The following is a 21,521-nucleotide window of genomic DNA, read 5'->3' on the forward strand; positions in this document are numbered from 1 at the left end:
TGCCGTGCTAGTGATTTTGGAGAAAACATGTCAGCCGCCGTGGACGCAGGCGATCTTGTCATCGGCATCACCCCGTTCGGGGATCCGGACGCCAGACTCGCCGCGGCGGTCAGCCACGCGGGCGGCCTCGGCATCCTCGACCTGGGAACAGCGGGCCGCGAAGCCCTCCAGGCGTGGGAGGACATCGGCGAGTGGGCGGCCGACGGCCGGTACGGCGTGCGGGTCGCGGCGGGCTGCCGCCTGACCCCCGCGGATCTCCTGGACGCCCCGCCCACCGGCGGCTCGTACGGCGGTGCGCCCGGTCCGCATACGGTGGTGCTCGGCGTGGACTCGCCCTGGCCGGTGGCGGCCGCTGCCGACCACTGCCGTGTGCTGGCCGAGGTCACCGACCTGGACGAGGCCCTCGAGGCCATCCGCGCCGGTGCGCATGGGCTGATCGCCCGGGGGAGCGAGAGTGGCGGCCGGATCGGTCCGCTGGGCACCTTCGTCCTGCTCCAGCGCCTCCTCGCCGACCCCCGGGTGTCCTTACCGGTGTGGGCCTGCGGCGGCATCGGCCCGCGCACCGCCGCCGCGTCCGTACTCGGCGGCGCGGCCGGGGTCGTCCTCGACACCCAGCTGGCCCTGCTCGCCGAATCCGGGCTCCCGGAGGGCAGCGCCGCCGCCATCCGCTCCATGGACGGCTCCGAGACCACCGTCCTCGACGGACACCGGATCCTGCGGCGCCGGAGGCGCGGCCAGCACCCCGAACCCGACCTGACGGTAGGTCAGGACGGCTTCCTGGCCGCCCGGTTGGCCGAGCGGTGGCGGGACGTCGGCCGTACCGTCCGGGGCATCACGGACGCCGTCCGGGAGGCCGCGCACGAGGCCGTACAGAGCGGCTCCGCCGTCGTCTCGGCGCTGCGCCCCGGCGCCCCGCTGAGCACCCGCCTCGGCACCCGGCTGCCCCTCGCCCAGGGCCCGATGACCCGGGTCAGCGACCAGGGCGCGTTCGCCTCCGCCGTCGCCGCCGGGGGAGCGCTGCCGTTCATCGCGCTCGCCCTGGCCGGACGCGAGCAGGCACGCACCATGCTGGAGGAGGCCGCGGCCGCGCTGGACGGACGCTCCTGGGGCGTCGGTGTGCTCGGCTTCGCACCCGAGGAGATCAGAAACGCCCAGCTCGATGCCGTACGGGAGATCCGCCCCAGCCACGCGATCATCGCGGGCGGACGGCCGTCCCAGGCCAAGGCGCTGGAACGGGACGGCATCGCCACCTTTCTGCATGTGCCCTCTCCGGGGCTGCTGCGCCAGTTCCTCCAGGCCGGGGCCCGGCGGTTCGTCTTCGAGGGCTCCGAATGCGGCGGCCACGTGGGGCCCCGCAACAGCTTCCCGCTGTGGGAGGCGCAGATCGCCGTCATCGAGGACTTCCTGGACGAGGCCGCACACGACCCGCGTCACACGGCGGGCACCGGCGGGGCGGACGCGCCCGATGGCACCGACGGCGCGGGGATCGAGATCTTCTTCGCCGGAGGAGTGCACGACGAACGCTCCGCCGCGATGGTGGCCGCGCTGGCCGCTCCGCTCACCCGGCGCGGCGTCGCCGTCGGATCGCTGATGGGCACCGCGTATCTGTTCACCGAGGAAGCGGTGGCGCACGGCGCCGTACAGCCGCTCTTCCAGCGCCAGGTGGTGGCCGCCGAGCACACCGTGCTGCTGGAGACCGCCCCCGGCCATGCCACGCGCTGCGTGCCCAGCCCCTTCACGGAGAGCTTCGACACCGTGAAGGAGCGGCTGCGGAATGAGGGCCTGCCGGACCGGGAGGTCTGGGAGCGGCTGGAGCGGCTGAACGTGGGACGGCTGAGGATCGCCAGCAAGGGCGTGGACCGCGGACCCGATGGCACGTTGGCCCCGGTGGACGAGGAGGGCCAGCTCGGCGGCGGGATGTTCATGGCCGGGCAGGTGGCCGTGGCGCGCTCGGCCACCACCACGATCGCCGCACTGCACCACGCGGTGGGCCCCGGCGCCGCCGACTTCCTCACCGCACGCGCGGAGGCGGTCCGCGAGCGCCTGGGCATGGCCACGGCCCCGGCGGCCGGGGTGCCCGAGCCGCTGGACGTGGCCGTCGTCGGCATGGCGTGCATGTTTCCGCAGGCACCCGACCTCGCCTCGTTCTGGGCCAATGTGGTGGGCGGTGTGGACGCCGTCACCGAGGTGCCCGCCGAGCGCTGGGATCCCGCCATCCACTACACGGGCGACAAGGACGGCGCCTCCGCCTCCCAATGGGGCGGCTTTCTGCCACCCATCCCCTTCGACCCGCTGCGCTACGGCATCCCCCCGGCCTCGCTCGGCAGCATCGAACCCGTACAGCTGCTGGCCCTGGAGGCCGCCCGCCGGGCCCTGGACGACGCCGGATACGGCGACCCGTGTGATGGCGGCCGGGCCTTCGACCGCTCCCGCACCTCCGTGGTGTTCGGCGCCGAGGCGGGCAGCGATCTGTCCAACGCCCAGACGCTGCGCGCCGTCCTGCCGTCCTACGTCCACGAGGTGCCGCGGGCCCTGGCGGACCAGCTGCCCCGGCTCACCGAGGACTCCTTCCCCGGCATGCTCGCCAACGTCATCTCCGGTCGGATCGCCAACCGGCTCGACCTCGGCGGCGCCAACTACACCGTGGACGCGGCCTGCGCGTCATCGCTGGCCGCCGTGGACGTGGCCTGCAAGGAGCTGACCACCGGCACCAGCGACCTCGTGCTGTGCGGCGGCGCCGATCTGCACAACGGCATCAACGACTATGTGCTCTTCTCCTCGGTGCACGCCCTCTCCTCGACGGGACGCTCCCGGACCTTCGACAGCTCGGCCGACGGGATCGCGCTCGGCGAGGGCGTCGCCTGCGTCGTCCTCAAACGGCTGGCCGACGCAGAACGGGACGGCGACCGCGTCTACGCCGTGATCAAGGGCGTCGGCTCCTCCAGCGACGGCCGCTCGCTCGGGCTCACCGCCCCGCGCCCCGAGGGACAGCGGGCCGCACTGGAGCGCGCCTACGCCAATGCCCGCGTCTCGCCCGCCGACGTCGGCCTGATCGAGGCGCACGGCACCGGTACGGTCGTCGGCGACCGCACCGAACTCACCGTCCTGGGCGAGGTGTTCACCGACGCCGGGGCCGCACCCGGGGCGTGTGCGCTGGGCTCGGTGAAGTCCCAGATCGGCCACACCAAATGCGCGGCGGGGCTGGCCGGGCTGGTGAAGGCCGCCATGGCGGTGTACACCGGCATCACACCGCCGACCCTGCACCTGACCCGGCCCAACGAGGCATGGGACGCGGACCGTAGCCCCTTCGCCTTCCACACCCGGGCCCGGCCATGGGCCGCCGCGCCCGCCGAACGGGTCGCCGGGGTCAGCGCGTTCGGCTTCGGCGGGACCAACTTCCATGTGGTGCTCACGGCACACGGCCGCGGAGCGCCACCCGCGCGGGGGCTGGACGACTGGCCCGCCGAGCTGTTCCTCTTCCGCGGGGCCGACCGGGCCGCGGCGCTGCGGGTGGTCCGGGAGACACTCGACCAGCTCATGGCCAATGACGCGGCGGGTCGGCCGTGGCGGCTGCGTGACCTCGCGCTGACCGCCGCCCGGCGGGCCGATGCCGGACGGGAACCGGTCCGGGTGGCCGTCGTGGCATCGGATCTGGACGACCTGACCGCACGATTACGTCAGGTGCTCGCGGGCGATCCACCGGGCGAGGGGCCGCGCGGAACGGACGGGCTGTACACGGCCCCGGACACGCCCGAGAAGACCGAGAAGACCGAAGAGGCCGGGATCGGCGGGACGGCCGGGGGCGAGCCGGGTCGCGGCAAGGTCGCGTTTCTCTTCCCCGGGCAGGGCAGCCAGCGCCCCGGGATGTTCGCCGACGCCTTCGTCACCTTCCCCGAGCTCCAGCGCCATCTGCGCCACGGACGCGGCTACGCCGACGCGCTGTATCCCCCCGCCGCCTTCGACGAGGCCGGGGAGGCGGCACAGCGCACCGCGATCACCGACACCAGGGTGGCCCAGCCCGCACTGGGCATCGTCGGGCTCGCCGCGTACACCCTGCTGATCTCGGCCGGGGTACGGCCCGACATGGCGGCCGGACACAGCTACGGCGAGCTGATCGCGCTGTGCGCCGCGGGGGCGCTCGACCCCCGTACGCTGCCACAACTGAGCGCCGAGCGGGCGGCCGCCATCCTCGGCGCCGCCGAGGCCGACGCGGAGGAGCCCGGCACGATGGCGGCCGTGACCGCGGCCCCCGGCGAGGTCGAGCCGGTGCTGCGCGCGGCCGGGCTCGACGGGCGTGTGGTGGCCGCCAACCACAACGCGCCACGGCAGACCGTGATCTCCGGTCCCCAGCGGGACATCGAGGAGGCGGTACGGCTGCTGCGCGAGACCGGCCACTCGGCCAAACGGATCCCGGTGGCCTGTGCCTTTCACAGCCCGCTGGTGGCCGGGGCCGGTGCACGGTTCGCCGAGGCGCTGGCCCGCCATCCGGTGCGCGGGGCGGAGTTCCCCGTCTGGGCGAACCGCACCGCCGCCCCGCACGGCGCGGAGCCGGATGCCATCCGCGCCGAACTCGCCGCACAGATCGGCGCGCCCGTCAGCTTCGTGGCCCAGATCGAGGCCATGTACGAGGCGGGCGCACGGATCTTCGTGGAGGCGGGTCCGGGGACGGTGCTCACCCGGCTGGTGGGCGAGATCCTCGACGGCCGCCCGCACCTCGCCCTCGCCTGCGAGGGACGGCGGTCCGGCGCCGCCGGTCCGCGGGGGTTCCTGGACACCCTCGCCCGGCTGGCCGTCGCCGGCGTTCCGGTGCGTACGGCCTGGCTGTTCCACGGGCGGGACGCGGTGGCGGCGGGATCCGGCCCGCCACCGAAGCGGCCCGGCTGGACGGTCGACGGGCACCTCGTCCGCACCGCGAACGGTGAGCTCCTGCCCGGTGCGCTGGCACCGGCCCGACGTGTCATGGAGGCCACGGTGAGTCAGACGGATCGGACGGGGGGCGGCGAGTACGGCGACAGAGACGCCCTGATCTCGGAGTTCCTGCGGACCAGCCGGGAGATGATCGCCGCCCAGCGCGATGTGCTCCTCACCTACTTCGGTGGCGCGGCGGGCGAACGGCGCGCGGCGCCACCCGCCCCGGTCGCCCCGGCCACGTCCCTGCCCGCCGAGCTCGCCCCGGTGGCCGCCGCCCCGGTGGCCCCGGCCCCGGTCACTGATGTGGCTCCTGCCGCGCCCGCGCCCGCGCCCTCGTCCGCACCCGTCACCGGGCCCGTCACCGGGCCCGATGTGCTGCGCGCGGTCTCCGAAATCATCAGCGAGCGCACCGGCTATCCGGTCGACATGATCGAACCGGATCTCGATCTCGAGGCCGATCTCAGCATCGACTCCATCAAACGCGCCGAGATCGCGGGCGAGTTGGCGCGGCGACTCGGTGTCGCGGGCGCGGACACCGCCATCCTGGGCGATGAGGAGCTGGAGGAGCTGGCCAAGGCCCGTACCACCGCCGCCGTCACCGACTGGCTCACCGCCCGTCTCGCACCCGCGACCCCCGCGACCCCCGCGACCCCCGCGACCCCCGCACCGGCCGATGAACCGGAGCCGGTGGCCACGCGGGTGGCGGAGCCCGTGCCCGTGCCCGTGGCGGTGCCCGGTGTGGCGCCGAAGCGGATGCGGCTGGTGCCCGTGCCCCTCGGCGCACCGGACGAGGGTGCCGCCGCGCCGCCCGATCTGACCGGTCGGCGCTTCGCCCTGCTCGGCGGGGACGGCGATGGGGTGGCCGAGGCGGTGGCCGCCCGCCTCGGCGAGCGCGGTGCCGAGGCCGTCATCCTCGCCGCCGGTCATCAGCTCGCCGAGGACGACGGCCCGGTGGACGGTGTGCTGCTGCTCGATCCGCTGGCCGCCTCCGGCGCGCCGGTGTTGCCGGAGGCGTTCACGGTCGTCCAGTCGGCGCTGCGGCGCGCTCCGCAGTGGCTGCTGGCGATCAGCCGTACCGACCCGCTCGCCGCGCGCACGGCCGGGCTGCGCGGGGTGTTCCGCACGGTGGCCAGGGAGTACCCGGACACGGTCATCCGGCTGGTGGAGTTCCCCGCCGAGGCGACCGGCCCCGCCGAGGCGACCGGCCCCGCCGAGGCGACCGGCCCCGCCGAGGCGACCGGGCCCGCCGACGTGGCCAGGTCTGCCGACGTGGCCGGGCCCGCCCACGCCGTCGCCGACGGGCTGCTCGACGAGTTGCTCGCCCCGGACCGTGCCCCCGTCGTGCTGCGCACCGCGGAAGGGCGGCGGCACCGGCTGGACCTCGTGGAGGCCCCGCTGGGCGCGCTCGCCGGTTCGGGCGCCGGGCCCGCCGGGGACGGCGCGGCGGAGGCCGCCGCCCTCGGGCTGGACCGGGACGCGGTGGTGGTCCTGGTCGGCGGGGCGCGGGGCATCACCGCGCGGTTCGCCGCCACCCTCGCGTCCGCCGCCCGCTGCCGGATCGAGCTGCTCGGCCGTACGCCGGAACCCGTCGGCCCCGAGGACCCGGCCACCGCCGGGGCCCGCGACGAGACGGCGCTGCGCGCGGCGCTCGCGGCCCGGGGCGGGCTGGGTCCCGCCGAGATCCAGCGGGAGGCCGCCCGGATCCTGGCGCGGCGCGAAGTCGCCGCCACCGCCGAGGAGTTGACCGCGCTCGGCGCCCGGGTCCGCTATCGCTCGGTGGATGTCCGCGACGCCGAAGCGGTGCTCCAGGCGGTGAAGCAGATCCACGCCGACCACGGACGGCTGGACGGCGTGGTCTACGGAGCCGGTGTGATCGAGGACCGGCTGATCGCGGAGAAGTCCGCCGAGTCCTTCCAGCGGGTGTACGGCACCAAGGTGGAGGGCGCCCGGACGCTGCTGGACGCGCTGGCCGAGCTGCCCGAACCCCCCTCCTTCGCCGTGTTGTTCGGCAGCATCGCGGCCGTCCTCGGAAACCGCGGCCAGGTGGATTACGCGGCGGCCAATGACGCCCTGGAGACCCTGGGGGCACGCTGGCGGGACCGCACCGGCCGCCGGGCGCTGACCGTGCACTGGGGCCCCTGGGCACCGGCCGGAGCCCACGGCGGGATGGTGACACCGGAGCTCGGCCGTGAGTACGCCCGGCGCGGCGTCTCGCTCATCGACCCCGAGGAGGGCACGCTGGCGCTGCTGCGCGAGCTGGCCTGGGGCGAGGAGTCCCCGGGGTCCGTCGTCTACACCGCCTCGGGCTGGTGAGCGTGACGGACGAGCGGTTGCACCGGCAGCCGCCGGTGGCCATCGTCGGGATGTCCGTGCTGCTGCCCGGCTCGCCCGACCTGGACTCGTACTGGCGCAACCTGGTCGGTGGCGTGGACGCGATCAGCGACGTTCCGGCCGGGCGGTGGGACCCCGGTTTCTACGCCCCGGACGGCGGTGGCGACACGCCGGGGGCGCCCGACCGGGTGTACTGCCGGCGGGGCGGATTCGTCGACGAGTTCGCCCGGGTCGAGGCCGCCCGGTTCGGGATCATGCCGAACTCGGTGTCCGGCACCGAACCCGACCAGATGATCGCCCTGGGTGTCGCGGCGGCGGCCATCGCCGACGCGGGCGGCGAGGACCGGCTGCCCGAACGGCAGCGGGTGGGCGTGGTGCTGGGGCGGGGTGGCTATCTCACCCCCGGGCTGGTCCGGCTCGATCAGCGGGTGCGCACCGCCCACCAGCTGGTACGGACCCTCGGCGAGCTGCTGCCCGACCTCGGGCCGGGCCAACTCGACCGCGTACGTGAGGCGTTCACCGAACGCCTCGGCCCGGACCGGCCCGAGGCGGCCATCGGACTGGTGCCCAACCTCGCCGCCTCGCGCATCGCCAACCGGCTCGATCTGCGCGGCCCCGCGTACACCGTGGACGCCGCCTGCGCCTCCTCGCTCGTCGCCGTCGACCAGGCGGTGGGGGAGCTGGCCTCGGGGCGGTGCGATGTGATGCTCGCGGGCGGGGTGCACCACTGCCACGACATCACCCTGTGGAGCGTCTTCTCCCAGCTGCGCGCGCTGTCGCCGAGCCAGCGGATCCGGCCCTTCCACCGCGCGGCCGACGGTCTGCTGATCGGCGAGGGCACCGGTGTGGTCGTCCTCAAACGGCTCGCCGACGCACTGCGCGACGGCGACCGCGTCTACGCGGTGATCCGGGGCACCGGCGTGGCCTCCGACGGCCGTGCCACCGGTCTGGTCAACCCCGACCCGGGCGGTCAGACCCGTGCCGTACGGCAGGCATGGCGCGCCGCGGGCCTCGATCCGCGCGAACCGGGGGCCATCGGGCTGCTGGAGGCGCACGGCACCGCGACGCCTGCCGGGGACACGGCCGAACTCGCCACCCTGGCCGAGGTGTTCGGCCCCGGCGGCATATCGGGTGAGACGGCCGTCATCGGCTCGGTGAAGTCGATGATCGGCCACACCATGCCCGCCGCCGGTGTCGCGGGTCTGGTGAAGGCCGCCCTCGCGGTCCACCACGGCCGGCTGCTGCCCACCCTGCACTGCGACGACCCCCATCCGGCGCTGGCGGCCACCCGCTTCTCGGTGCTCGACTCGGTCGCGCCCTGGGACGCTCCCGTACGGCGCGCCGCCGTCAACGCCTTCGGCTTCGGCGGGATCAACGCCCATGTGGTGCTGGAGCAGCCGCCGAAGGCGCCGGAGACACGGCGCGCGACAACCCTCGTCATCGAACCGGAGCGAGTGCTGGCGCTGGCGGCGGACACCCCGGAGCGGCTGGCCGAGCTGCTGGCGGCGGACGACACGACCGTACGGGCGCCGGTGCCGGGGCGGGACGGCCGTACCCGCCTGGGCATCGTCGACCCCACCGCGAAAAAGCTGGCGCTCGCCCGGCGGATGGTGGCCAAGGGCCGCCCGTGGCGGGGCCGCAACGACATCTGGTTCACCCCCGCGCCACTGCTCGGCGCGGGCCCGGGGCCGAGGGGGAAGCTGGCCTTCGTCTTCCCCGGTCTCGAAGCCGAGTTCGTCCCCCGCGTGGACGGTGTCGCGGAGTACTTCGGGCTCTCCCGCCCCGCCGGGGACCGCTTCGGCGAGGCGGCGCGCGTGGGCGACATCGGCCGCCATGGCGTCGGCGTCTTCGGCGTCGGGCGGCTGCTGGACGCGGCGCTGCGCCGGATGGGGGTCGTACCGGACGCGGTGGCCGGGCACAGCGTGGGGGAGTGGACCGCGCTGGTCGTGGGCGGCCTCTACGCGGGCGAGGAGGTCGACGCCTTCCTCGACTCCTTCGACCCGGACGCGCTGCGGGTGCCCGGTCTGGCCTTCGCCGTCCTCGGCGCGGGCGCGCGGCGGGTGTCCGGCGCGCTCACCGAGCGGGCGGACGGCCGGATCGTGCTCTCGCACGACAACGCGCCCAGCCAGTCGATGGTGTGCGGGCCGCGTGGTGATGTCGAGGAGCTCGTCCGGGCCATGCGCGCCGAGGGCGTGATCGCGCAGGTCCTGCCCTTCCAGTCCGGCTTCCACACCCCGATGCTGGCGCCCTACCTCGACCCCATCAGAGCCGTGACGGAACGCTTCGAGCTGCGTTTGCCGCCCAGGACCCCCGTCTGGTCCGGGACGACGGCCGCGCCGTATCCGGCGACCGAGGCGGAGGTGCGCGCACTGTTCATCCGGCATCTGCTGGAACCGGTGCGCTTCCGGCTGCTGACGGAGGCCTTGTACGAGGCGGGGTTCCGCGCGTTCGTCCAGGTGGGCACGGGGCAGCTGGGGTCGCTCATCGGTGACACGTTGCAGGGGCGTGACCACTTGGTGGTGGCCGCCAACTCGCCCCACCGGCACGGGGTGTCCCAGCTTCGGCGCGTGGCCACGGCGCTATGGGCTGAGGGCGCGGAGGTGGATCCCGTGCCGGCTCGTGAAGCCTCGGGCGGGAGACCGGCGCTTCCCGCGGTGCGGCTGGACCTGAGCGGTTCGCTGGTTTCGCTCGGCGAGCCACGCTTGAAGCAGTTGCGCGGTGAGCTTTCGCGGGCGGTGTCCCGGGGCGCGTGGCCGCACCGTGGTCCTTGGCCGCCGTCGCCGGGTGCGGGTGGGGTGGTGCCCACCCGTTCCGTCCAGGGGGCACCTCCCGGCGGTGGCCGGGGGAGGAACGATTGCCCACCACCGGGTTGGGCAGCTGAGTTCAACGCCCTGCTCGACGAGACCGCCGCCACCGCGACAGCGGTCATCGCGGCAAGTCGCCCACCGATTCCGCACACCCACGATCTGCGGGTCTCCACCGAGACCATGCCCTACCTCCGTGACCACTGCTTCTTCCCCCAACGCCCGGGGTGGCCCGACGAGTCGGACCGCTGGCCCGTGGTCCCGGCCACCACGATCGTCCAGCACCTCATGGACACGGCGGAGCGCACGGCGGGCAGCCACCCCGTGGCCGTCGCCGTACACGGTGCACGCTTCGACCAGTGGGTGACGGCTTCACCACCCACCACCGTCCAGGTCACCGCGACCCCCACTCCAGGGGCGACCCCCACTCCAGGGGCGGCCCCCACTCCAGGGGCGGCCCACTACGCCGTCACCTTCGGCCGCAGCGCCCGCGCCACCGTGGAAGTGGCCGCCCGCCACCCCGATACCCGCCCCACGCGCTGGACCGTCGACCCCGCCACCGAGCACACACCCGACCACACCGCACAACTCATCTACGCCGAGCGCTGGATGTTCCACGGCCCGGGCTTCCAAGGGCTCACCGAACTCACCGCGATCGGCGCGTCGCACATACGCGGCACGATCACCACACCCCCCGCGCCCGGGGCCCTGCTGGACAACGTCGGACAGCTCCTCGGCTACTGGATCATGGCGACCCGGACCGAACGGACCGTGGTCTTCCCGGTCGGCATGCGTCTGATGCGCTTCTTCGGCCCGCATCCGGCCCCGGGCACTCCGGTGGAGTGCCTGGTCAGGATCGTCTCGCTGACCGATACCGCGCTCGAGGCCGACGCACAACTGCTGATCGGCGGCCAGGTGTGGGCGGAGCTGTCCGGCTGGCAGGACCGCCGGTTCGACAACCATCCGGAGACCCGGCCCGTGGAGCGCTTCCCGCAGCGCAACACGCTTTCCCGGCCCCAGCCGGGCGGCTGGGTGCTGCTCCATGAGCGCTGGCCCGACCTGGCCTCCCGCGACCTGATCATGCGCAACCACCTGGGCAGCGACGAGCGCACCGCCTATGAACACCAGCCGCCACGCGGTCGCAGGCAGTGGCTGCTGGGCAGGATCGCGGCCAAGGACGCCGTACGCCGGTGGCTCTGGGACCATGGCGAAGGCCCGGTCTTCCCCGCCGAGATCGGGATCCGCGAGGACGCCCAGGGTCGCCCGTACGCCATCGGCGTGCACGGCCGGACCCTGCCCGAGCTGACGCTCTCGCTGGCACACCGCGCCGAGACCGGGGTCGCCCTCGTGGCGCCGCGCCATGTGAACGGCGCCACGGGGCCCGGTATCGCCCTCGAAGAGGTCACCGACGACGATGACATGGCCGTCGCCCTCGCCCGGCCGGAGCGGGAACTCCTCGCGGGCGTGACGGCCCGGATCGGTGGATCACCCGGCCGCTGGGCCGCCGCCTTCCGGGCCGCGAAGGAGGCGGTCGCCACGGCGGAGGGAGCCGGTCCCCGTGACCGGCCACGGGATCTGACCATCGCCGAGGTACGGCCGGGAACGGACCGCACCGACGCGCCACCCGCCCGGCTCGTCGTCGAGGTGGCGGCCACCGCCCCCGGACAGCCCCCGCCCCGCTACGAAGTCCACACCATCACCATCGCCAACCCGCCCGGACTGCCGGACCGGGACTACGCCGTGGCCTGGACGACCGGCCCGGACCATCAGGAACAGGACGAGGAGAGCGATCAGTGACCACCGTCAATCAGACCGCCCCGTCATCCGCCGCCGAGGCACGGGCCGAGGCACCGGTCAGCGCACCGGCCGAGACACCGGTCAGCGCGCCGCCCGACGCACCGGCCGTGCTCGCGGAGATCTCCGGGATGCTCCGGACGATGCTCGACGAATACGGCCTCGACGATATCGAGATCACCATGGAGACCCGCTTCACCGAGGATCTGGAGCTGGAGAGCATCGACCTGGTGACCCTGGCCGGCAGCCTGGAGGCCCGGTACGGCAGACAGGTCAACTTCGCCGAGTTCGTGGCCGATCTCGAGCTCGACGAGATCATCGACCTCACCGTGGGGCGGCTCGTCGAGTATGTCGTCCGGTGCCTCAGGACCGCCCGGGAGCGCTGACCCATGGCGATGATCGACACCGACCACGCCACCGGCCACGACGGCCCGCATGCCGGGACGGACGGCGTCCGGCTGCATGTCCAGCGGCTGTCCCCGCCCGGCGGCCGTCCGCCCACCGCCACCGCCGTGCTCATCCACGGCCTGCTCACCGACTCCCTCGCCAGCTGGTACTTCACGGTGGCCCCGGACCTCGCCGCCGCCGGTCTTGAGGTGGTGATGTACGACCAGCGGGGACACGGCCGCAGCGAGCGGCCCGGCTCCGGCTACCGGCTGGACACCTTCGTCACCGATCTGGAGCGGCTGCTCGACCGGCTGGACATCACCGGTCCGGTCCACCTGGTGGGCAACTGCTTCGGCGGAACGGTGGCGTTCGCCTACGCCATGCGCCATCCGGAGCGGGTGGCCGGCATCGCGGTGATCGAGGCGAAGCCCGCCACCGAGAGCTGGCTGACCGAGATCAGCGGGATCCTCCGGCGCGTCGAGGAGGAACTGGTCGTCCACGAGGCCGAGTCGCTGGCCTGGGTGGGTGCCAACCGGGGCGCCCACACCGCACGGCTGGCCAAGTCGGCCGCCCGGCTGGTCCGTACGACCACCATCGCCGAGGACGTACCGTCGAGCCGGGTGGTGAGCGAGGAGCAGGTCCGCGCGGTGCGCTGCCCGGTACTGGCCGTCTACGGAGCCGATTCCGAACTCGCGGGGCAGGAGCGGTGGTTGGAGTCGGTGCTGCCCGGCACCCGGACCGTCGTCCTGCCGGGGCAGGGCCACTCGGTCCTCGCCGAGGCACCCACGCGCATCCGCGAACTGCTGCTGTCCTGGATCGACGAGCATGAACACGAACGTGAACACGAGCGCCATGGCGCCACCAGCACCGCGGCGGCGGCCCTGGAGGCCGATGCCTGATGAGCGAACCGAGCAGGGATCCGGAAGCCTCACCCGGCATACCCCGCCGCTTTCTCTTCGTCGTGCCCCCGCTCGTCGGCCACGTCAACCCCACCCTCGGCATCGCGGCCGAACTGACCGCACGCGGACACCAGGTGGCCTGGGCCGGGGTGCCCGAGGTCGTCGAGCGGCTGACCGGGCCGGGGACGACGGTCCACCGCTGCGCCGGGCCGGTGCTGGGCGAGGGCGGGGCGGGTCGGCCACCGGACGTACGCGGTCCCGCGGCGCTGAAGTTCCTGTGGGAGCGGTTCCTGGTGCCGCTCGCCGAGGCCATGGCCCCGGGTGTGGCCAAGGCCATCGCGGAGTTCCGCCCCGATGTGGTGATCGCCGACCAGCAGACCGTGGCGGGCGCGCTGGTGGCCGAACGGCTGGGGGTGCGCTGGGCCACATCCGCCACCACCTCGGCGGAGTTCACGGGCGCGCTGGACGGGATGCCCAAGATCGACGCCTGGCTGGACGGGCTGCTGCACGAGGTGCGGGGCCGGATCGGCGACCCGCGGGGCACGGCCGATCCCCGGTTCTCACCGGATCTCGTCCTCGCCTTCACCACCGAGGAACTGGCCGGACGACCGGCCCGGGCGGGCGACCGCATCCACTATGTGGGCCCGTCGATCGCCGAGCGACCGGCCGGGAGGGACTTCCCCTGGGAGTGGCTGGACCCCACGCGCCCCGCCGTCCTCATCACGCTCGGCACCGCGAACACCGACGCCGGGGCGCGCTTCCTCACCGAGTGCCATGAGGCCGTACGGGCACGGGCCGGTCGCATCCAGACGGTCATCGTCGACCCCGACGACGCACTCGACCCCGACGACGCACTCGGCCCCGACGAAGTACTCGACCCCGACACGCCGCACGACAACGACATCCTGGTGCGCCGGTACGTCCCCCAACTCCCCCTGCTGCGACGGGTGAACGCGGTCGTCTGCCACGCCGGCCACAACACCGTCTGCGAAACCCTCTGGCACGGAGTACCGCTCGTCGTGGCGCCCATCCGGGACGACCAGCCGGTGGTGGCCGCCCAGGTGGTCGACGCGGGCGCGGGCATCCGGGTGCGCTTCGGCAGGGTGCGGGCGGCGGCCATCGGCGAGGCGCTCGACGCCGTGCTGGACGAACCGCGCTACCGCGCCGCGGCCGAGCGGGTGGGCGCGTCCTTCCGCGCGGCGGGCGGTGCCACCGCGGCCGCCACCCATCTGGAGCGGCTGGCCACCGCGAGCGCCGCCACCCACGCCTCAGTGGCCGCCCCCCATGCCACCGCGAGTGCCACCACCCACCCCACCGCGACCCCGGAAGGGGAACGATGAGCCGCGAGAGCGCCCCACCCCGCGTACCGGAGAAGCCGTCCCGGGCCGAGACCGTCGCCGCGCTGCGCCCCCGCTACCAGGCCGATCTGGCGCGGGGCACCGAGCGGTTCTTCGAACCCCGCCGCACCGACTGCCCGTGGTGCGGCTCCACGCGGCTGGTGCGGCGGCTGCGCACCAAGGACCGGTACCAGAGCAAACCCGGCCGCTTCCGGCTCGACAGATGCCGGGACTGCCGCCACGTCTTCCAGAACCCACGGCTGAACGACGACGGCCTGGAGTTCTACTACCGCGACTTCTACGACGGGATGGGGGAGATCGAGCTCGGCAATGTCTTCTCCGGGCGGGACAAGGTGTACCGGCGGCGCGCGGTGTTCCAGGAGCCCTCCGCCGAGCCCCCGAAGACCTGGCTCGACGTCGGCACCGGACACGGCCACTTCCCCGAGGTGGCCCGCACCGTCTTCCCCGGCACCCGCTTCGACGGACTCGACTTCACCGCCGGTGTCGAACTGGCCGAGCGCACGGGCCGCATCGACCGGGCCATCCGCGGCAGCTTCCCCGAGTTGGCCGAGGAGCGGCTGGCCGGGAGCTACGACGTGGTGAGCATGTTCCACTACCTGGAGCACAGCACGGACCCGCGCGCCGAACTCCGCGCCGCCCGCCGCGCCCTGCGGCCCGGTGGCCATCTGCTGATCGAGGTGCCCGACGCGGAGTGCTGGTTCGGCCGGCTCTTCGGCCGGTTCTGGCTCCCCTGGCTCCAGCCCCAGCATCTGCACTTCCTTCCGGTGGCCAACCTCCGCGAGGAGCTGACCGCGCTGGGCTTCACCGTGACCGACGAACAGCACCGCGGCCCTTCGGACACCGTCGATCTGCTCGGGGCCGTCTGGCTGGCGCTCAACGCGATCGCCCCGCCCGATGACGCCCCCTCCCTCGCCAAGCCGCCCGGCCGGCTCCGCTGGCTGCTGCGCTGCGCGATCCTGCTGGCGGGCGTGCCCGCCCTCGTGGTCGCGACCGCACTCGACCGTCTGCTGCTCAAGCCACTGGCCGGGTTCGGCAAGATGTCCAACGCCTATCGGGTGGTGGCCCGGTGTGATGCCGCCGCCCGTTCCGGCCCCCGTTGAGGTGGCCCCGGGTCCCGCTCCGGGGCCCGGGGGGTGATGCACGGCGATGTCGAGGCGTGGTGACCGGCCCGCGCGGCGGCTGAGCCACCCCGCCGGGACCGGACGTCAGGGGGCCGTCGCCGTGCCGCCGGGCGGTGGCGGCTCCTCCCCGGAGGTTTCCGGGGCCTGCGGGGGCGGCGGCTCGGTGGCGGCCAGGGCCGCCGGCGTCCCGCCGGGTTTGCTGTTGACATAGGTGGTGAGCCGGTGCACCTGACGTTCCAGGGCCCTGATCCGGTCCACGATGTCCTCGGGCAGGTTCGCCATCAGTCTGCCTCCTCCAGATACAGATCGGCGGTCTCCGGACGTCCCCGCTCCGGGGCGGTGACCTTGATGCCGACGACGCGGTAGCGGGCGTCCAGCCCCTCGGAGAACCACACGTCCTTGATGCGCAGCCGCACGGTGGTGCCGAGCAGCGCGGGTGTGGTGCCCGAGCCGAGGCGGATCCGCACCGAGGGGATGACCACCGTGCCGCGCAGAGCGGCGAGTTCGGACCGGGCGAACGCGTCGAGCGTCGCCTTGTCGGTGACATTGCTGTGGTCGGACGAGGTGTCCAGGCGGGGGAACCCGGCCGCGAGGAGATCCTCCGCCACCTGTTCCCCGGACATCACCGGGCCGCCGGCCCCGCCCTCCGGGGTGCCGCCCCTGGCCCGCGCGGTCGTCCCGCCGCGCGTGGCGTCGCGGGGGAAGGAGTACGACAGCACATCGCCCGGCAGATCCAGCATCACCGGCTGGCTGCCCACCCGGATCGTGGGAGAGCCCAGCTGGAGCAGCTTCACCCGCCGCCCGGTCACCGGATCCCGGTACACCGCGATCCGGTGCTCGAAACCCGGTTCCATCGCCGCGAGTTGCCCGATCGCCTCCTCCACCAGGGTCTCGTCACCGTCGCTGTAGGCCACCGTACGGGCCGCGGTGGGGGCCGTCGGCTCGTACTCCACGCCGATGTGGCCGCCCTCGGATCCCTGCATGTAGTCCCACAGCCGGCGGACGATCTCCAGATGGTCGAGCGCGGTGAAGCTCAGATTCGCGCGGATGTAGCGACGGCCCGCGTAGGAGTCGAAGGTGGCCGCCTGAAGCCCGACCGTGGTGAGGCCCCGGTCGTCCGTGGCCGGGGTCAGCGTCCAGACGATGCCACCCCAGCAGACCTCGTCCCCCCGCTCCAGATAGACGGCGGTGCGCCCCTCCACCAGCTCCCGCACCCGCCGGGCCATCCGGGCGTCGGGCACCGGAAGGGTGGCGGTCAGGGATCCCGGCTTGCCGAGATAGTCGTCGTACTCCACCTCCCGCAGGGGCAGTACATCGATGGCCTGGTCGGTGCGCAGATCGGTGAAGACGGCGCGGTAGCAGGCGTCCACGGCGGTCACGCCACGGGGTCGACGCGGATGAAACGGCTGTCGAAGTGCACACGCGTCCCGGCGACGGAGGAACGGTAGGCGGCGGTCACGGTGTAGACGGCGCCGGGGGTGAGGTTCCCCACCGGGAAGCAGGTGGAGATGGAGGCCCGTCCGGCACCATCGAGGATCGCCGCGCGGTCGTCGGACGGAGTGAGCACCTCGGTGCCGCTCTGCGTCCGGAGCCGGAACGAGATGTACGCGGTGGCGTTCCCGTCGGCGGCCGTGAAAGCGCCGAAGGTGAGGGACACCCACCGCGAGGGCGGCGCGGTGAAGGTGGCGAAGAGGGGGAGGGTGGTGTCGATGGGGAGGATCTCGAGATACGAGGTGGAAGTGGTGCCGCCCCAGTCCGCGGTGTGCCGGAGCACGGTGTCGGGAATGAGCTTGGTCCACTGGGCGCCGTCCCAGCGCTCCAGCCGGCCGTCCGCGTCGCGGTACTGTCCGGCGTACGCCCCGTTGTGCGGCGCGCCGCCCGCGGCGGGGACGATACCGCCGAGCGCCGCGGTGTAGCGGCGGCGGTCGGTGATGGCGGAAGCCCAGGTGATGCCCTTGGCGGCGGACGCCCCGGCGGGTATGGCGACCTCGTAGAGGAGTTCGGCGCTCTTGGGCACGGCTGGCGCGGTGGGTGAGCTCGCCGCAGTTCCCTGGAGCACCTCCAGCGCTGCCTCGTACTTCCCCGAGCCGTCGTAATCGGTGTCGTAGACCCGTACGATCACCGCGTCCACACGCGGCAGACTGGCATGGCCGTCGGCGAAGGTCAGCAGAGTGTCGGCGTCGACGGTCACGGGGTAGCCGCCCTGGGCCCCGGTGGAGGTGCCGGGGACCCACACCTGGCCGGGGGAGAGCTTGGCCTGCATGCCGGTGGCGGCGGTGCCGGTGAGGCGCAACCCGCCGAACACACACCCCGCCCGGGTCAGCAGCGGTGCTGCCGACGCCATACCGAGGCCGACGGCCAGCCGGGTGTCCTCACGGGTCTGTCCATTGGGCAGATGCCAGGCGGAACGAACGGTCATGAAACGGCTCCTGGATACGGGAAGAGGCTGGTGCGGGCCGGTGGACGGATTGGGGCGGTCACCAGTCGGCGCCGCGCCACGCGACGGTGACGTCCGCTGTCCCATCGGACGCGGACTCGGCCCGGAACGACAGCTGAGAGGTGCCGGGCGGCAGGGTGAACGACTCCTCGGGGGCACTGCCCGGTGTCGCGGTGTGCCGACGGGAGGCGGTGTCGTTGAACACCACGGTTCCCTCGGCGGTGTCGACGACGAGCCGGTCGTCGGAGGCCAGGGCGATGGCGTACTCCAGCCAGTCACCGGTGGTGCGATTGGCCAGCCGTGGTGTGGCACAGGGACCGGTGAAGGTGATCACGGGGTGGGCCGGGGCGCTGCCGGCGTTCTCCACGTTCAGATCGCCGGTGGACTCGGGGGTGCCCCAGGCGAGCGGCCAGCCGAGCGGCCAGGTCAGGCCGGGCTCCGGCCGGGGGAGACCGGCGGTCTCCCGCCGGCCCATCACCTCGTACCGGCGTGGATCGCTCGCCTTCCACTGGAGCGTCATCTTCGCCAGCCGGCTCGTGGCGAACTGCCGGTCGGTGGGGACCACGCGCTGGGTGACCCGGGCCCGTACGGCCAGCGTCTCGCCGTGCAGGCGTACGGCCAGCCACTCCTCCTCGTCGCGTACGGCGGTGGCGGTACGCAGCGCGCGCAGCGCGTCCCGCACGGCCTCGGGCCCGGCGTCCGGATCGGGTGCGAACCACACCTGCGCGGTGACCGTACGGGCCTGCGCCCACTGTGAGCCGGGCCAGCCGCCGTGCCCCACGGGGCGGTCCGCGTCGGAGGTGTCCAGCGCGGGCAACTCCTCCCAGCCGGTGAGCCCTTCGGCGGCGATCCAGTAGTTGGTGCCGGGTCCCATGAGCAGCCCGGCCCACTGCACCTGCCCATCGGTGGTGATGAGCGGCCCCGGCTCGGTGGCGGTGGTCTCGTCCGTCATGTCACCCCCTCGCCTTCATCAGGAACATCAGATCCTCGGCGGTCTGCCGGGCGCTGCCGCCCGGGGCTTCGTGGTAGTGCTCGATGACCAGTCCGCCACCCGGCCCACCGGGTCCCGCCAGGGCGGGCGCGGGCCCGGTGCGGGCGAGCAGGGTGCTCAGCCGGTTCAGCGGCAGCACCGCCTCGGCCTGCCCGCCCTCGGCGAGCAGCGCGAGCGTGCCACCGGGGCGAGGCAGCACGATGCCGCCCTGGGCGAGCGTGGGAATGGTGGGGATGTTCACCCCGAACGACTGGCCACCGATCCCCGGCACCCAGGAGGGCACCGAGACCTTGACCCGGTTCAGCGCGCCGATCGCCCGGTTGACCAGCCCGATCACCCCGTTGAGCGGCCCGCGCACGGCTCCGAGCACGGCGCTGAAGGCGCCCCGGACGATGCCCGCCAGCCCGCTGAAGGCGCGCTGGATGCCGTTGCGGGCGGAGCGGAAGGCGCCAGGGATCCGTTCCGAGAAGAAGGACAGCAGGGGCCGGACCACGGCCATGATGGCGTGGATGACCGTGGTGATGATGGTCTTGTAGATGTTGAAGTACGTCTTCACCACGGTCCAGATGACCTTCAGCACGACCGTGAACGCCGCCTTGATGCCGTTCCAGGTCGTCTGCACCACTTGTTTCGCCACGCGCATGGTGGAGCCGATGACCTGGCCGATGATCCTGAAGGCGGCCTGGACGATGCGCTGGACCGTCTTGGACTGCATCGCCATGTCGACGAGCTTCATGATCAGCGGCATCAGCAGCGCCATGATGGCGCCGAACACGTTGGACTTCATGGCGGTGTTCAGGCCCTTCTGGGCCGTGGTCACCCCCTGGAGCCCCGTCCTCATCCGGCCCATGAGCCCGCCACCGGTCGCCGCGCTACGGCCGGCGGTGGTCATGGACTTCCCGCTCTTGGCCACGCTGCGTTCGGCGGCGTTGGCCTCTCGTTGCAGGGTGCGCATCGAGTTGGCCGACTTGTCGACATCGCCCTTGATCCGGCCGACGGCGGAGCCCGCCTGCGTCGCGGTACGGGCGAACTTGGAGACGCTGGTATCGGTCTGGCCCACGGTGCTGCGCAGGCCGCGGAAGCCGGAGACGGATCGGTTGAGCGCTTGTGCCAGTGACATGGGCGGCCTCCTCCTCAGCCGAGAGCCCTGACGAGACCGTTCAGGCGTCGCTCCAGCTCGTTGATGGCCCGGGTCGCCTCATGGATGTCCCGCACGTTCGACACCCGGCCGGGTGGCATGGGGCCGCGGGCGTTGCTCGCGGCCGTGCGCTGCCGCCGGTGGGCGGCCTCCGCCTTCTGTAGTGCGTCCTTGCCCCTTCGCAGGGCCTGCTGGCTGTCCCGCTCGGCCTTCTCGGCGATCTCACGGACGGCTCTGATACTGCTCTTGACGGCCTCGGCGGCCTCGGCCTTTTCGGCGATCTGACGGACGGCCTGGATGCTGCTCTTGAGGGATTCGGCATCCAGCCCCTTCGCCTTGTCGCGCATCTCCTGCACGTCGAACAGCGTCTTCTCGAAGTTGAACAGCTTGAATCCGGCGGAGGCACCGGTGACTTCGGCCGAGCCCCACTTGGCGGCCCCAGTGATACCGGTGACCTCCGCCTTCAGGGCGTTGGCCTCCGAGTTCAAGCCGGTGATCGCCTGTTTCACCCAGGCGTGCTCGACGTTCCACTCCTTGAGCTTCTTGTCCAGTGTCTGTCGCAGGTCCTGCACCGTACCGAGCAGGTCCCGCACGATGTCCGCCATCATCCCTCCAACAGGTCACCCGAAGAACCGCGCCAACTCCGCCGCCGTCGGCGCGTGGTCGTCGGCGGCTCGGTCGGCGGGCGGGCCGTCGGGCATATCGGTTGCCCCCGGGCGGGGTACCGGTAGCGGTGCCTCCGGCGGGTCCGCGTACTCGTCTCGGTTGGCCGACGCGAACATCCAGTTGGCGATCGCCAAGTGGTCCACGACCGCGGCGAGCAGATGGTCCGTCAACCTCCACTCCGCGGCCTCGCCCTCCCGCGCCCGTACGAACGCCGAGTCCGGCGGAAGGTGGCGCACCAGGACCGCCAGGCGTCGCGAGGACAGCGCCTCGCGGTGCCAGTCGAGCAGGTCGACGCCGTAGTACCGCAGCAGATCGGCCTCCAGCGCCTCGGCGTGCTCCTCCACGAGCGCGCCGAGGCTCAGCCTTCCCCCACGCCGAGCCCGGTGTCCTGGCCGTACGCCTCCAGGATGGCGGCGATGTCCTGCACGCTCACCTCGTGTTGGCACAGCCGCTGGTAGCTCTCCTCGCCCATGAGGAGGGCGAGCAGTCCGTCCAGGTCGTTGTCCTTCAGCTCGGCCAGCGCGTGCGCCGAGCGGCGGGGGATCTCGGTGGGCAGGGAGAACGTCTCCCCGTCCACCTCGAAGTCCCAGCTCAGGCCCAGCGCCTCCAGGCGCTGGGCGCGGGCGGAGTTGACATTGAACGCGGCCATGGCGGCGGCTCCTTCGCGATCGACGTGGCGGGGGA

At 73.4% G+C, this 21,521-nt stretch carries 14 protein-coding genes; 6 read left to right on the plus strand and 8 right to left on the minus strand.

The window, feature by feature from the left end; all coding sequences use genetic code 11:
• Window positions 1–27 precede the first annotated feature (27 nt).
• The 6 genes from ABD329_RS34200 to ABD329_RS34225 all read left to right on the plus strand — a co-directional run bounded on the left by ABD329_RS34200 (window position 28) and on the right by ABD329_RS34225 (window position 15,584).
• Window positions 28–7,224 (plus strand): SDR family NAD(P)-dependent oxidoreductase, encoded by a 7,197-nt coding sequence (locus ABD329_RS34200; protein ID WP_344317380.1) that lies wholly within the window; start codon window positions 28–30, stop codon window positions 7,222–7,224.
• Between the two features lie 50 nt (window positions 7,225–7,274).
• Window positions 7,275–11,843, plus strand: coding sequence for a beta-ketoacyl synthase N-terminal-like domain-containing protein (locus ABD329_RS34205; RefSeq protein ID WP_425574415.1), 4,569 nt, complete (start codon window positions 7,275–7,277; stop codon window positions 11,841–11,843).
• Between the two features lie 128 nt (window positions 11,844–11,971).
• Window positions 11,972–12,226, plus strand: coding sequence for an acyl carrier protein (locus ABD329_RS34210; RefSeq protein WP_214665788.1), 255 nt, complete (start codon window positions 11,972–11,974; stop codon window positions 12,224–12,226).
• Window positions 12,227–12,229: 3 nt separating this feature from the next.
• Window positions 12,230–13,126, plus strand: coding sequence for an alpha/beta fold hydrolase (locus ABD329_RS34215; RefSeq protein WP_425574412.1), 897 nt, complete (start codon window positions 12,230–12,232; stop codon window positions 13,124–13,126).
• Window positions 13,126–14,466 carry a glycosyltransferase gene (locus ABD329_RS34220; RefSeq protein WP_344317383.1) on the plus strand — a complete coding sequence of 447 codons (1,341 nt, stop codon included), beginning with the start codon at window positions 13,126–13,128 and terminating at the stop codon, window positions 14,464–14,466. Before ABD329_RS34215 ends, ABD329_RS34220 begins: the two co-directional genes overlap by 1 nt.
• Window positions 14,463–15,584, plus strand: coding sequence for a class I SAM-dependent methyltransferase (locus ABD329_RS34225; RefSeq protein WP_198278669.1), 1,122 nt, complete (start codon window positions 14,463–14,465; stop codon window positions 15,582–15,584). Before ABD329_RS34220 ends, ABD329_RS34225 begins: the two co-directional genes overlap by 4 nt.
• Before the next feature lie 105 nt (window positions 15,585–15,689).
• Here the strand turns inward: ABD329_RS34225 and ABD329_RS34230 are convergent, their stop codons facing one another.
• The 8 genes from ABD329_RS34230 to ABD329_RS34265 are packed head-to-tail and all read right to left on the minus strand — an operon-like array spanning window position 15,690 to window position 21,486.
• On the minus strand, window positions 15,690–15,887 hold the full coding sequence (locus tag ABD329_RS34230) for a hypothetical protein (RefSeq protein WP_198278668.1): 198 nt from the start codon (window positions 15,885–15,887) through the stop codon (window positions 15,690–15,692).
• Complete coding sequence (locus ABD329_RS34235; protein ID WP_309142791.1) at window positions 15,887–16,984, minus strand: hypothetical protein; 1,098 nt, start codon at window positions 16,982–16,984, stop codon at window positions 15,887–15,889. The genes ABD329_RS34230 and ABD329_RS34235 overlap by 1 nt, the downstream gene beginning before the upstream one ends.
• Complete coding sequence (locus tag ABD329_RS34240) at window positions 16,981–18,024, minus strand: hypothetical protein (RefSeq protein WP_198278667.1); 1,044 nt, start codon at window positions 18,022–18,024, stop codon at window positions 16,981–16,983. The genes ABD329_RS34235 and ABD329_RS34240 overlap by 4 nt, the downstream gene beginning before the upstream one ends.
• Window positions 18,025–18,082: 58 nt before the next feature.
• Entirely contained in the window at window positions 18,083–18,994 is a 912-nt protein-coding gene (locus ABD329_RS34245; protein WP_198278666.1) for a phage distal tail protein, read from the minus strand.
• Between the two features lies 1 nt (window position 18,995).
• Entirely contained in the window at window positions 18,996–20,153 is a 1,158-nt protein-coding gene (locus ABD329_RS34250) for a phage tail family protein (RefSeq protein WP_198278665.1), read from the minus strand.
• 14 nt (window positions 20,154–20,167) lie between these two features.
• Window positions 20,168–20,776 (minus strand): hypothetical protein, encoded by a 609-nt coding sequence (locus ABD329_RS34255; protein ID WP_344317384.1) that lies wholly within the window; start codon window positions 20,774–20,776, stop codon window positions 20,168–20,170.
• A gap of 15 nt (window positions 20,777–20,791) precedes the next feature.
• Complete coding sequence (locus ABD329_RS34260) at window positions 20,792–21,181, minus strand: hypothetical protein (RefSeq protein WP_198278663.1); 390 nt, start codon at window positions 21,179–21,181, stop codon at window positions 20,792–20,794.
• 14 nt (window positions 21,182–21,195) lie between these two features.
• A complete protein-coding gene (locus ABD329_RS34265; RefSeq protein WP_198278662.1) occupies window positions 21,196–21,486 on the minus strand; it encodes a hypothetical protein in 291 nt (96 codons plus the stop codon).
• Window positions 21,487–21,521: the final 35 nt, after the last annotated feature.

The organism is Streptomyces javensis (assembly GCF_039525925.1).
Lineage (GTDB): Bacteria > Actinomycetota > Actinomycetes > Streptomycetales > Streptomycetaceae > Streptomyces > Streptomyces asiaticus.